The following is a 14,415-nucleotide window of genomic DNA, read 5'->3' on the forward strand; positions in this document are numbered from 1 at the left end:
AATGACAGGGTAAGGCACGCCATTTGATCCCATTGTCGGCGCGGTAGAAAATTGCATTGACCACCTCACGCAAATCCACTTCGCGCGGTTTGCCGACGGGCTTGCGAGCAGGCAACAACGGTTCAATTTGCTGCCATTCGGCGTCGGTGAGGTCACTGTCATACACAGGGCGTCTCATAGTTCTCACGCTTCACAATGCACTACTTCTACCAATGCCTCATCCTTTCAACATGGAATCACCTGCTTCATAATTCTTTTACAAACAGTTTCTTATACGTTCAGCATGGAGAACATTATTTTATGGAACGATCGCTTGAACTATATCCAGATGGTCGCTTGTATGAACTGGAAGGAGACTATGCGGTTAAAGTGACTGAAACCCAAGGGCAAGTGGATGCGATCATCAAAGCACTCCAATTTAGTACTGCCCAGACGCTAACTGTTGCGCCTCCCGAGAAAGAACCTCCAGAGGTCATTACCCCTAGAGGTTCCCGTCGTATCAATGACGAAGGCTTTAAGCTGCTCACCACCTTTGAAGGGTGTAAATTACACGCTTACGATGATGGAGCTGGTGTCTGGACGATCGGCTATGGGCACACCAGAGGGGTTTCTCCGGGAATGACCATTACTCAGGTACAAGCTGAACAGTTCTTACACGAAGATCTGGAGCAATTTGAATCCTATGTTGAGGATGCCGTTCAGGTCGATGTGAACGAGGAGCAATTCTCAGCCTTAGTGTGCTTCTGCTTCAACGTGGGTCCGGGAAGTGAAGGATTTGGGGGTTCAACGCTGCTCAGAAAACTGAATGCCGGAGACTATGAGGGCGCAGTTGGACAGTTTCCTGTATGGAATAAAGTGGACGGCGAACCCTGGCTCGGACTCACGCGCCGACGACTCGCAGAACAGGCACTCTTTCTCAGTCAACCCTGGAAGCCTTTCCTTACTTACGAAGGAGATGGAACAACAGGTCGGACTATTGGCACTCGCACCTTAAAACTGACTAGCCCGATCATGCAGGGTGAAGATGTCCGTCGCGTGCAGCAAGCACTCATTAATGCAGGATTTAGTGTTGGTACTGATGGTGCGGATGGCTTCTTTGGTAAAGCAACGGATGCTGCTATTCAACAGTTTCAGCAGAAAAAAGGACTCACAGTAGATGGAATTGTAGGCAGTCAAACTCTGCAAGCGTTAGGTCTATAGATCATTAGCTTCACAACAGGATATACCAGGAGAATATTATGACTGATAGCATCATTGAACTTTGTACAGAGATTAACGATCGCGATAAAAATGGGATCAGAGCCAGCTTTCGAGGACCGTTGGAAGATGCCCCCAGTGCCGCCTCAACTTCGATCGCCAATGGGTTATCTCAGCAATTAATTCATCAACTTCAACTGATTCTGCCTAATGTCTTTACCAGTTTTGATGATCTCAATGTAGATCTGCTCGATGCTGCCTACCCCTATGTTCAAACTGCTGCCAAACAAGGACTCCAGCGCGCGATTCAGGATCGGGGAGCAAAGATGCTGGTTAACTCCTGCTACCGGACAATCGCCCAGCAAATGCTGCTCTACATCGATCGTCACAACAACTCAAATCCGGTTGCCCCGCCAGGAGCCAGCAATCACCAGACGGGATTGGCGATCGACATCGAAGATGCGAGAGGCTGGGAACCTTATCTAATGCGCTATGGCTGGAATCCGCTGCCCGGTGATCCGCCCCACTTCGACTTCCAGGGAGGCGGCACAACGGATATTCGCAGTAAGTCGATCTTGGCATTCCAGCAGCTTTGGAACAAGAACAACCCCAATAATAAAATTGGTGAAGATGGGGCATTTGGTCCACAGACTGAAGGGGCCCTCAATCAATCTCCGGCTCATGGTTTTGCTAAAGCTCCCTGGGATGATAAGCCCAGAGTCCTGAAACTTACCCAACCGCGAATGGAAGGCTCTGATGTGGAACGTCTCCAGGACACCTTAAAGAAGGCAGGGATTAATATCGCTGTGGACGGTGAATTTGGACCCGGAACCGACAAAGCCGTCAAGGAATTCCAGCAGAAGAAAAGCTTGACCGCAGATGGAATTGTGGGGCCGAACACCCGGGCAGTGATGTAAAAAACACCTTGAGAATCAATTCTCAGGTTTGATCTTTGCTGCATCTGCATGACTGAGACTAAATCCTAGTTCTTTAGGACACTGGTGCAGCAACTGCTCAGGTATGAAAAAGATTCTGGATAGACACCTCTCATGGCAGAACAAGCTTCAACCATTCATGCCCTTCTGATTGGCATTGACTATTACCAGCCAAATAAGTTTTATAAAAGCTTGAAAGGAGCAGTGCGAGATATTAATCTCGTCGATACGTTTCTCAGGCAAACCCTACAGATTCCGCCAGAACGCATCCGCAGGCTCATGTCACCCAATCAGGAAGACACGGTTCTACTGGAAGCGAGATCTGCCCAGGATGAGGAGCCAACTTACGAGAATATTATCCGGGCATTTAGCGAGATTACCGAGACGGCAAAACCTGGAGAACAGGTTTACATCCATTACGCTGGGCATGGCGGCAATCCGCAAACCGTGTATCCCAATCTGAAGCAGGGCAGCAACCAGAAAGACGAAGGCATCGTGCCAATGGATATTGGAGATTTGCCGGAAGGTCGCTATTTGCGCGATGTAGAGATGACGACGCTCCTTAAACGAATGACGGATAAAGGGTTGATTGTGACCGTTGTGCTGGACTGCTGCAACTCTGGCGGTGCAACGCGCGGCGATGCCGAAATCCGCAGTTCTGAGCTACCGGATACTTTGCCTCGCACAGACAAAAGCTCGGTCGCAGAACGGGAGGAGCTAGAGCGTAACTGGTTAGCAAGTACCAGAAATCGCCTTGTTGGAGCGGCAGGGTTGCCTCAATCGAGAGAGTACGTTTTACTGGCAGCCTGTCGTCCCAGCGAGTACGCCTACGAATATGCGGTGAACGGCGGCACAGAGCGCCACGGCGCATTGACCTACTGGATGATCGATACGCTCAGCAGTATTGCCACGAGCGGTCAGCCGCTGACCTATAAACTGCTGCACGATCGCATTAATGCTCAAATTCAAAGCAAATTTCCACAGCAGCTCCCGATGATTATGGGTGAGAGCGATCGACTCGTGTTTGGTAGCGATCAATGGTCTACGCCCTACACGGTTGCGGTGATCAAAGTAGATTCGACGAGAACCCAAATCACACTCAATGCAGGGCAGGCGCAGGGCGTCAGCAAGGGCACTCGCTTTTCGATTTATCCCCTGAACACTACTGACTTTACCGAAAAGGAACGTCAGGTGGCGATCGTGGAGCTAACCCGGGTAGATGCGTCTGCGTCCACGGCAAGAGTTTTGAAGCCGGAAGAAGGGGGAATCAAAGTCGAGGGGAAGATTGAATCGGGTGCGCCTGCGATCATGGTGTCTGCCCCGATCGATCTGATTCGGCGCGTGCGGTTCTTTGACCAAAAGCAGGAGGGCGAGCAGGAACATGAGCTGCCATCCAATCTGGTGCAACGACAGGCAACTGCTTTAGAATCGGTGCGGCAAGCCCTGGCAGGAAACGGTTGGGTGGTGGAAGTCAAGGAAGGAGAATCGGCGCATTATCAGGTGGCGGTGGGTCGAGAAGGAGAATATGAAATCAACATTGGCACCCCGATTCAAAATCTGAGACCGCCACTGTCCATCGATGACCCAACGGCTCCTCAGCGTGTGATCGATCGCCTGGTGCATCTCGCTAAGTATCAAGCCGTGCAAAGCCTGGACAATTCAGGGTCAAAACTGAGTCAGGCGATCGAAATAGAGCTATTAAAAGAAGACGGAACACCCTTTGACGATCCCCAAAATCCAGTAGTGAAGAATGATGAGGTGGTCATGCTTCGTCTGACCAATCAGGGAGCGCAATCTCTGAAAGTGGCTGTCCTGGATCTTGATCCAACCTGGGCAATCTGGCAAATTCCGATCGGGGGAATGGAGTCACCCTTCTTCAGCCTGGAACGGGGGCAGACACAAGAAATTATGCTCCGAATGAGCGTTCCAGACGACGAGTTTTATCAGCAAACGAAAGAGACGCTGAAAGTCTTTGCAGTACAGAAGGGATTGGCTGATTTTCGCTGGTTAACGTTGCCCCCCCTAGACGAACCTCAGGAGCCGAGAGGAGTTGAACTAGAGCAGTCGTTAGAAGCCGAAAATGCAGTTACCCGTGGAGAAGCTGAAGGCATTAATCCCCTCAATCAGCTTTTAGCGGCGATCGGCGCTGATCTGGATAATGCTCCCCAAGTCACAAGAGCAGCAACGATGGTGGTTGATCCAAGGCAGGAGTGGGTGACAAAGCAAATTCAAATTGTTGTGGAGCGGTAGTGGATAGGAGGCTATTTGAGGCTTCGAATCGCCTCTGTTATTCGTCTGAACTAGCCGTTACTGAAAACTTTAACCGTGATAAATCCTATGATGATTGAACTACTATCGCAGGATGGAAGTTAGTGCCCAAGCTCCTCATTCTTTCCTCTAATCCAAGACGAGACCTTGATCTGGAGCGAGAAGTTTCAGATCTCGTCACCGTGGTACAGCGATTGGGGAAGTTTGAAATTGGATTTGGGCTGGGTGTGCGCTCTCAGGAACTGCCGGGACTATTAGCAGAACACTCTCCACAGGTTGTTCACTTTTGTGGGCATGGTGCAGGAGAGCAAGGGCTAGTCTTTCAGGATGAAAATGGGCGAGAACAGTTCGTTAGTACAGCAATCCTGGCGCGATTATTTAAGACTTTTGCTGATGAGATTAATTGTGTTGTCCTGAATGCTTGTGACAGCGATCGTCAGGCAGAAGCGATCGTTGCCCATATCAATTATGTAGTGGGTATAAGCCAGCCGATTCTGGATAAAGCTGCCTATTATTTTGCCACAGGCTTTTACCAGGGATTAGCGACTGGGAAATCGATCGAGCAGTCTTACGAATTAGGCTGTATCGCCGTTCAGATCTGGGTCGAGACAAACTCCTCATCTGCCCAGAAATATCGCAAGCTTGAATACCTTGGGGAAGTTTCACAGCCCGCACAGCCTCAGATTCAGGAATACTTGAAACCTGTACTGCTGAGGAAGCGCGATCGCATAGCTACCAGTCCGGTTGGGGGAGCAACATCTCCTAACAGGCCGCAGCAGTTCACCGAATTCGTCCATGCGGAGGTCGATCGCAAGGAATATAAAGACCAGGCAAGAGCGGCGTATGACAGCTTCGGGCAGTTTTCAACGGAGAATGTGGTTGATCTGAAGAAGTCGGAATATGCTCAGCGCAAGATTTTGGTCAATAAGGTGAAGGAATTCTGGATTGAAGGGTTTCTCAAGCCGTCACTTCAGGGAGTTGATGTCATAAGGCTTGACTTGGCAGCCCGTCCAGAAGCCATTGCGGATTTATCTCAACGAATCGAAGCGTTGTCTGTGGAGTTAGATAACTCGTATGAAGAGCTACGCGACACGCAGATTTATCAAGAAATGGGGCAGGGTCGGACACTGCTAATTCTGGGTGATCCGGGAGCTGGAAAAACCATTGCTCTGCTGCAATTGGCACAACGCCTGATTGAGCGCAGTGAACAAAATTTGAGCTTACCGATGCCCATTGTGTTTAATTTGTCGTCATGGGCAAGGGATCGCAAATCGATCGTGGATTGGTTGATCGATGAACTGCGAGAAAAATATCAGGTGCCTAAATCGTTGAGTGAACCCTGGATTACTCAACAGCAGTTGATCCTGTTGCTGGATGGACTGGATGAGGTAAACGAGGAATATCGCAATGATTGCGTTCGAGCGTTAAACCAGTTTATTGGGCTGTTTCCCAAAACTGAGATAGCGGTTTGTAGCCGGGTAAAAGATTATGAAGCACTGACGGAACGTTTGCAGATCAGCAGTGCCCTTTGTCTACAACCGGTTTCACCTAAGCAGGTGTATCAGTTTCTAGACAGCGTGGGGGGTGCTCTAACAGGTTTAAAGACGTTACTCAAAAGTGACGCAGAACTGGAGCAATTTGCCCAAACACCGTTAATTTTGAATCTGATGAGTGCAGCATATCAAGGATGGTCAGCGGAAAGGTTAGTGCAGGAACTTCGTTCAACAGCAGATCGAACCCAACACTTATTTGATACCTATATCGATCGCAGGTTAGAGCGGGGGGCTGCTTCAGAATACCCCAAACCTCGGGTGCTGCGTTGGTTGAGCTGGTTAGCTAATCAGATGGTGCAGGAAAAACGAACGATCTTTTTGATTGAGAAGATGCAGCCAACCTGGTTACAGAATCGAGGTGAGGAAAAGGCTTATCGAATGAGAGTTTTTATCGTTTTTGGGCTGATTTTTGGGCTGCTTTATGGGGTGATTGTTGGGCTGCTTGTTGGGCTGATTGTTGGGCTGATTTATGGACTGATTTTTGGACTGATTTTTGGGCTGAGTGTTGGATTGGCAAATAGAATTGAGCCCTTAGAACAACTGAGTTGGTCTTGGCAAAGGGCTAAAGCTAAATTTATTCGTGAATTTTTTACTGGTGTTGGTTATGGGCTGCTTTATGGGCCGATTTTTGGGCTGATTTTTGGGCTGATTGCTGTGCTGCTTTATAGGCCGATTGATGGGCTGCTTTTTGGGCCGATTGATGGGCTGCTTTATGGGCTTGATTCTGGGCTGAGTGCTGGGCTGATTGGTGGGCTGATTGGTGGGCTGATTTTTGGATTGGGCAGCGGCTTGGGTAGCTCTGAGATAATTCATCGAACAGTTCCAAATCAGGGAATTCGCACTTCTCTAAGAAATTGCCTTGCGTTTGGGCTGATTGGTGGGCTGATTGGTGGGCTGATTTTTGGGCTGATTGGTGGGCTGAGTGTTGGGCTGAGTGTTGGGTGGTATTCTGGGCTGATTGGTGGGCTGATTTTTGTGCTGCTTTTTGGGTTGAAATATGGTGGTGTCGCCTGTATTCAACACTTCATACTGCGCCAGATGCTTTACCAGAAAGGTCGCATCCCCTGGAACTATGCAAAATTTCTTGACTTTGCCTCAGACCGTCTCTTGATGAAAAAAATCGGGGGTGGCTATGTCTTTTTCCACCGCATGTTGCTAGAGCATTTTGCCAGAATGAATCCCAACTAAAACCAATCTCAAGAATCACGTTTGATTCCAAAGTGTTTGAGAAGCAAGTAGAAATTAAAATAGCCAACTTTTAGGCGATTAATTATGGCAAACAAAGCTCCAATGAAAGATGTGATTATCATCCTTCCTGGTATCCTGGGAAGTGTTTTACAGAAAGATGGCAAAGACCTGTGGGCTGTTTCAGGTCAAGCAATCTGGCAAGTTTTAACTCAATCTGGCGAGGCAATTCGCAACCTGAAACTTGCTCAAGATGATCCTGAAGCTGGAAGTTTAGGAGACGGCATTCGCCCTACAGGTTTGATTCAGGATACGCATCTCATCCCAGGATTTTGGAAGATCGATGGCTATACGAAAACGGCACGGTTGATTACCAATAATTTTGATGTCATTTCGGGTGATATTTACAATGATCCCGATGACAAAGCTGCGAACTTTTACCAGTTTCCCTACGACTGGCGGCGAGATTGTCGGGCGAATGCGCGAATTCTGAAAAAGTTAATCAACAAGCGGCTAAGATGCTGGCGGGAAAAGAGCGGTGCTGCCGATGCCAAAGTGATTTTGATGGCGCACAGCATGGGGGGACTTATCTCTCGCTATTACTTGGAAGTGTTGGAAGGCTGGCAGGATAGCCGTGCTTTGTTTACCTTTGGCACACCCTATCGCGGTTCGCTTAAAGCCGTTAACTTTCTGGCAAATGGCTATAAGAAGCTTTTCCTGGATTTGACCGAAGTGATGCGATCGTTCACCTCCGTCTACCAGCTTTTGCCCATCTACAAAGTGATTAATATCAACGGTGAGTATCACCGGATTGCAGAAGTTGAGGGTTTACCGAATATTGATCAGACGAAGGCGCAGAATGCCCTAGCATTTCATCGAGAAATTGAGGCGGCAGTCGAGCGGCATCGGCAGGATGAAACCTATCTGCGATCGCTGGCAGTCGTTCCGATTTCGGGCGTTCAGCAACCGACGCCACAATCTGCAACATTGACCAACGGCAAACTGACGGCAAGTGAGGATTTACCCGCCGTCTTGCAGAATCGATCGGATTTGGGTGACGGCGATGGAACGGTTCCCAAGGTTTCCGCGATTCCGATCGAGCGATCGAAAGAATTGGATAATTTCTTTATTGCGGAGCAGCACGGGGGCTTGCAAAATCAGGCTCAGGTTTTAGACAACCTGCTCAACACGCTGCAAATCAGCCAGTACACACTGTCCGATGTCAGAGCGAAAGCACCTCAAACAGCAATCAGCTTAAGTCTAGATGATTTGTATCTGGCAGATGAACTCGTTGCCCTGCGTGCCAGACTGATTGGACTATCCGATTCAGCATCTGGAAAACTAAAGGCTGAAGTTGAATCGGTGTCGGGCGATCGACCTGCCCTAAAACTCGATTTTGTGGAACAGGAGAAAGAGTGGGTGTTGGCGATCGAAGATTTACCCGCAGGATTGTATCGTGTGAAAGTGCAAGCGGAGAATCTGGGGGATCAGGCTCCAACGTCTGTCCATGATGTCTTTGAAGTGGTGAGAACTTGATAATCTCAACCCAATTGAATTAGCAAACGAAGTGGTAGGGGATGGGGTTTAACAGGACAGATGGCTATCTCTCACCTGGAACAACAAGCTTGACGAAGGACGATAACGAATGAATCAGTTTTTACTCCCTGTTTTTCTTCCCCTGCTTCTCGCTCAAAGTATTGCAACGGCTCCAGCTCCTCAGGCTCCAACTCCTCAGGCTCCAACTCCTCAGGCTCCAACTCCGCCCGAAGGGCAACCTGTTCCCCAAGTGCAGCCTGCTCCCCCGGCTCAAACCGTCACCAGTAATCAACCTCCCATCATCCCCCTAGAAGGCACAGATCAGATTCAGCTTCGCCTGGTCAATTGCAGTTGGGGAATCGATTGCCTTTTGTCCCGCCTTTTTCTACCTGCCAGCAGCCGCCTCAACCAGCTCAACCTAGAATTTGACAACCCAGCCTCAACGCCAGTCCAAATTCTCAGTACAGCAGTCTCCGTTCGGGGAGAATTGACTCTTTATCCCCTGCCCAATCATGCTTTGGCAATTCCGCAGGAGGTCGTTGCTCCCCAAGGGGCAATCACGCTTCCCGCCCAGCAAATCACGACGATTCCCCTGACCATCAACCGTTCTGCGATGCCGCCTGAGCGGTACATCGGGAAAATTTACCTGATCCAGGCAAACCAGAGCAACCGTCTCGTTTTACCTGTCAACATCAGCGTTCGCTGCGGTCCGCTTTTGCCTCTGCTGGCACTGCTTCTGGGCGTTGTTCTGGGTCGCTTGTTCAAATATATGCAAGAGCAGGGCGGTCCTCAGTCTCTGGCACGCAAGAAGGTGTATCAACTGGAGGCAGATATTCGAGAGGCCCATCCGGGCGATCGCAAAATCCTGCTGCCCATGGTGCGAAATACCCGAAAACTGGTCTATCGCCAACAGATCGAAGCTGCTGATACCCAGGTAACTCTCATCGAGAGCCGCTTGGGAGTCCTGAATCAACTGCGATCGATCGAGAATGGGCTTTACGACAAACAAAAGCAAGATGAGCCGATCGAGGAAGAGACGTTTCAGCAAATCCAGACCGCACGAGACTTAATTGCTCGGGGGCAAGATGACATGGCAACAACCGCTGTCGGTGAAATCCTGCAATCGCTGAGTGCCACAAGACGCGGAGGTGTAGCAGACGATTCTGAATCGATGGCAGCAACCCTCCACAAAGTCGCCGTCAACCTCGATAAGAGCGCCAGAAATGCGATCGCGGAAGCGGAAAAAACAGAACCGTTAACTCGAATTGAGCAACTGCAACAGTTTCTAGTCCTTCTATCAGGGCTTTCGGATCAGGCGCGAGCGGAAGCCACCTTTTGGTTTGTCCGTCCGCTGCTCTATTTGGTTTTGCTCACAGGTTTAACCCTCGCAGGGTTGAACACGTTGTACATCGAGAAGGGCGAAACCTTTGGAGCAAGACCGATGTCCGATTATCTGGCGCTGCTGCTGTGGGGATTAAGTGCCGATGTTGCCAGTCGCAGTCTCAGTAGTCTACAGGGACAAAAGAATTAGCGGAATCTGATTAATCCGTAATACTTATCACTAAATTGATTCGCTATATAAACACAGAAACAAAACACAGAAATATAAAAAGCCAACCACTAAACACTATCCGAACAAGCAAATTTTTGATGTACGGAAAGGAGTACTACAAATGTCGTCTTCAGACTACTACTGGTCGCGTCGGCTGATCCAGGGCTTTGGCAAAATGTGGTTTTTGATTATTCCTCAAGAAGCCAACAGCAGCGGCGGTGGAGCCAGTCTACTTGGCTCAGTGGTTAATGAAATTTCTGGCAATCTCTTTCCAGAAGGCATTGGGTTCAAAATCATTGGCAGAGACTTTCCAGAACCCAACCATTTAACAACGCCTCAACTGTTGCTGAAAGCGATCGAATCCCAGCGCAAAGCGATGGAGATCGCCGACGATGAACAGATTGTGGCAGAAGTCAAATATGCGGATCTGACCGTGATCTTTGAGCGATCGGATCTTCTAAAATCGGGCGTGGGTAACTTTCCCAGCCTGCCCCTCTCCCTCAGCGTAGACTACTCCCGCATGGAGAAAATTTCGATTCAATTCGGAGCCAATACGCGCAAGCTGTTTATTCCCACCGGATATCTCAGTAAGCTGAAGAACTTCGTCAGCGGAGACGACAGCAAAATTACCGCCGATGTCAGCATCGATAAAGAAACGATCGTCCATCAAATTCTATTAACCGATCGCTATAGCATCACGTTCGAGTCTGTTTCAGCTTTTGACTCTAACTTTGAAGCAGCCGTTAATCTAGCAAACACCTTCAACGCAGGCAGAATTGCCTTTGATTTAGAACAAACTGCGAAAAAGCAAGTCACCGTCAGTGTGGATGACGGCAATGAGTATTTGATTGCATTGAAAGATATTGACTGGGACGACCTTTAGCAGCCTCGCCTCTAGCAGTCTCGATAGTTTGCGCAAAACTGAAGTCAGCGATCATGAGAACGATCCTCATCCTGTCGTCGAATCCCAAAGGTACTTCTGTTCTCGACCTCGATCGCGAAATTCGAGATATTCGGGAAGGGTTACGGCGATCGCCCAACCGCAATCAGTTTCAGATTGAAGTGCGGGGGGCGGTACGTCCGATCGATTTGAGGCGATCGCTGCTCGACGAAAAACCACAAATTGTTCATTTCTGTGGACATGGTAGCGGAGAAGGAGGATTAGTCCTAGAAACCGATCGTGGGGAAGCCCAACTGGTTGAAAGTGTCGCACTAGCAGAATTGTTTGCAGAGTTTGCGACTCAAGTGGAGTGCATTCTGCTTAACGCCTGCTACTCCGAAGTGCAAGCCAATGCCCTGATTCAACATATCAACTACGTGATCGGTATGAATCGCGAGATCCCAGACGCAGCCGCCATTGCTTTCTCGATCGGCTTCTATGACGGCATTGGAGCTGGAAAATCAATCGAAGAGGCATACAGGCTGGGATGCAGCGCAATCAGAACAGATCTTCCTAACTCATCAACCGATAGCCGTAAGCTAATCCCAATTGCATCCCCTGAAAACGCACCTCCGCCCGTTCTGCCAGACTATCTGATTCCTGTGCTGAAGCAGAAGGAACAGCTTAATTCGATCGTTCTGCCAATTCTCACTCCTCCCACTCCTAAATCACAGCTTGAACCATTAATTGGTCATTCCGACTGGATTCGATCCCTCGCATTTAGTCCGGATGGTAGAACGATTTTCAGCAGCAGCAACGATCGCACGGTTCGCGTCTGGGATGTAGCAGCCGGACGGCTCTTGCATTTACTGACTGGACATCGCGATCGAGTAAAGTGTGTAGGCATGAGTCCGGATGGTCAACTGATGTTGAGCTGTAGCGCGGATGGGCAAGTCAGGGGATGGGACAGGAGTTTGCTGACGCACAAGAAGATAGGGGATTGTCGCTACATCGTGAAGGCAACCTCCAGAACGATTACGCTGGTCAACACCTTACCTGTCAGTCCCAATCCTCAACGTCCTATCTTTGCCACGGGAGCAGAGCATGGCAAGATTTCGATCTGGAATTTGGAGACCGGGCAGTGGCAACGATCGATTTCAGCCCATAGTAGCCCGGTGCTATCGCTGGCGTTCGGTGCAGATGGCAAGCGGCTAGCAAGCGGGAGCCAAAACAAAACGATTAAACTGTGGGATCTGGACAATTCGGGAGAAAAACCGCTTTATGAGATTGGCAATGCTCATCTGAGCCAAGTTCTATCGCTGGCAATTAGCAATCAGTATCAAATCCTGGTCAGTGGAGGAGCCGATCGCACCATTAAACTCTGGAATTTGGCAACGGGAGAAAAGCGATCGCCCAAACACATTCTCGAAGGTCATGCAGGGCAAGTCTGGTGTGTGGCAGTCAGCCCGGATGGTTCTAGAATTGCCAGTGCCAGTGCAGACTTCACAGTGAAGCTGTGGAATATAGAAACAGGGGAGTTGCTGCAAACCTTCACAGGGCATCTGGGAGAAGTGCGAACTGTTACATTTAGTGCCAATGGCAAGCTGGTGGCAAGCGGGGGCGATGATCTGGAGATTAAACTATGGGAAATGCCAGTTTAAAGGCGATTCATAGCCATCTCTCCCATCCTTGAGCTATGTCTGACCAACCCTCTACCCGGAAATTAGCGCCAATCGATCCAGAGTTATATTCTCAGTACCGTGATGTAGATCGCTGGGCAGTCATTATTGGCATCTCAAAATACCAGGATGCGAGCTTGAATCTAAGGTATGCAGACCGGGATGCGGAGAGCCTTTATGAGTTGTTGCTGACTGAGAATGGAGGCAAATTCAAGCCAGAGAATATTTGTAAATTAGTCAATGCAGAGGCAACCTATGCCAAAATTCGGGAGGCGCTTTACGATTTTCTAGATAAACCGAAGCGGGAAGACCTTGTTCTGATTTATCTTGCTTGTCATGGTGCTTCCAACCCCAATCGTCCTGATCAACTTTATTTTCTAACCCATGACGTTAATCTATCGAAAATTGCGGCTACCGCACTGCCCATGGATGAAATCGATCGAGCTGTAAAGCAAACAATCCGGGCAGATAAGATAATTATTCTAGCTGATACTTGTCATAGTGCTGGAGTGGGCGGAGCAATAGGCAACCGGAATGTGAATCAGAGTTCAGAACGGATGAACCGATACCTCGAGCAACTAAGCAACGCTCAGGATGGAATTGCGCTACTTACATCTGCTGAAGCTACACAAGTGGCTCGAGAAAGTGAACAGTGGGGTGATGGTCATGGGGTGTTCACCTATTATTTGCTAGAAGGAATGCGGGGTGCGGCTGATACTAATCGTGATGGCATTATTTCAATCGGCGAATTATTTGAGTATGTGCGCAAGGAGGTAATAGCTGCTACCGATAATAGACAACATCCTGTAATTGGGGCAAATAGATACGATCGCAATCTACCTCTGGCAATCACAGCTTTAGGTGGGGAGCAGCAGGTCATACGTGAGGCAACAGCTCATCCTACAAAACAAGTACTTAATGTTCCAGCTATTGTGCCTATTCCAAAGAACCCTATAGTTAGTGAGAAACCTCTTTTTTCTCTAAATAAAAGGGCAATTCTAACCGCTGTTACCGCACTTAGCGCTTTGGGTGTGATTACCATAATTAGCCGCCCTATTAATGGAACGATGATCTCTCAACCTCCTGCATCTGTTATATCTACAGCACAAGTGCTGAAGCCTGCTGAAAAGGGAACAGAGCACATTAAACTTCAATTAGTTAACTGTAATGTGGGATTAGACTGCTTTTTAGCTCATTCTTTACTTCCCAACAGTACAAAGACTGACCAGTTTGACCTGATTTTTGAAAATACTGATTCAACTGCTGTAGAGCTCCTTAATTCGACAGCTTTTGCTCAGGGAAGTATTACAGGGCACCGATTGAATGATTGGGCTTTTACAACTCCTCAAAATGCTATATTTCCTGCTAACCAAGTTACTGTATTCCCCTTGCTCCTCAACCGTTCTGCCATGCCTCCAGATCGCTATATTGGCGAAGTTCGTCTTACTTTAAAGAATCGTAAAAGTCTCGTGCTACCCGTGAATATGAGCGTGCGATCGGGTCCGCTTATGCCCTTGCTCGTGCTACTTCTCGGCATTATTTTAGGGAATTTGTTTGAACATAGATATTCTCAACCCAAGGCACGTGAGAAGGTGTATCAACTGGAGGAGGATATTCGAGACGCGCATCC

10 protein-coding genes are annotated in these 14,415 nt (G+C 48.8%); 9 read left to right on the forward strand and 1 reads right to left on the reverse strand.

Annotated elements, in window-relative coordinates:
* The coding region (locus H6F80_RS15690) for a transposase (RefSeq protein WP_190792464.1) at window positions 1–178 on the reverse strand (178 nt) is incomplete at its 3' end.
* A 122-nt stretch (window positions 179–300) separates the two neighbouring features.
* On the opposite strand from H6F80_RS15690, the gene H6F80_RS15695 reads away from it, so the two are divergent.
* The 9 genes from H6F80_RS15695 to H6F80_RS15740 form a co-directional block, all read left to right on the forward strand.
* Window positions 301–1,200, forward strand: a complete 900-nt coding sequence (locus tag H6F80_RS15695) for a glycoside hydrolase family protein (RefSeq protein WP_199296608.1) — start codon at window positions 301–303, stop codon at window positions 1,198–1,200.
* 38 nt (window positions 1,201–1,238) lie between these two features.
* Window positions 1,239–2,114, forward strand: a complete 876-nt coding sequence (locus tag H6F80_RS15705; RefSeq protein ID WP_190792465.1) for a peptidoglycan-binding protein — start codon at window positions 1,239–1,241, stop codon at window positions 2,112–2,114.
* A 132-nt stretch (window positions 2,115–2,246) separates the two neighbouring features.
* A complete protein-coding gene (locus H6F80_RS15710; protein ID WP_190792466.1) occupies window positions 2,247–4,382 on the forward strand; it encodes a caspase family protein in 2,136 nt (711 codons plus the stop codon).
* A gap of 122 nt (window positions 4,383–4,504) precedes the next feature.
* Window positions 4,505–7,141 (forward strand): NACHT domain-containing protein, encoded by a 2,637-nt coding sequence (locus H6F80_RS30430; RefSeq protein ID WP_190792467.1) that lies wholly within the window; start codon window positions 4,505–4,507, stop codon window positions 7,139–7,141.
* 84 nt (window positions 7,142–7,225) lie between these two features.
* Window positions 7,226–8,674 (forward strand): lipase/acyltransferase domain-containing protein, encoded by a 1,449-nt coding sequence (locus tag H6F80_RS15720; RefSeq protein ID WP_190792468.1) that lies wholly within the window; start codon window positions 7,226–7,228, stop codon window positions 8,672–8,674.
* 109 nt (window positions 8,675–8,783) lie between these two features.
* Complete coding sequence (locus H6F80_RS15725; protein WP_190792469.1) at window positions 8,784–10,205, forward strand: hypothetical protein; 1,422 nt, start codon at window positions 8,784–8,786, stop codon at window positions 10,203–10,205.
* 142 nt (window positions 10,206–10,347) lie between these two features.
* Window positions 10,348–11,109 carry a hypothetical protein gene (locus H6F80_RS15730; protein WP_190792470.1) on the forward strand — a complete coding sequence of 254 codons (762 nt, stop codon included), beginning with the start codon at window positions 10,348–10,350 and terminating at the stop codon, window positions 11,107–11,109.
* Between the two features lie 53 nt (window positions 11,110–11,162).
* Window positions 11,163–12,767: a CHAT domain-containing protein gene (locus H6F80_RS15735; protein WP_190792471.1), complete on the forward strand. Its 1,605-nt coding sequence runs from the start codon at window positions 11,163–11,165 to the stop codon at window positions 12,765–12,767.
* 35 nt (window positions 12,768–12,802) lie between these two features.
* The coding region (locus tag H6F80_RS15740) for a caspase family protein (protein WP_190792472.1) at window positions 12,803–14,415 on the forward strand (1,613 nt) is incomplete at its 3' end.

This window comes from Leptolyngbya sp. FACHB-711 (assembly GCF_014695615.1).
Taxonomy (GTDB): domain Bacteria; phylum Cyanobacteriota; class Cyanobacteriia; order Elainellales; family Elainellaceae; genus Leptolyngbya_A.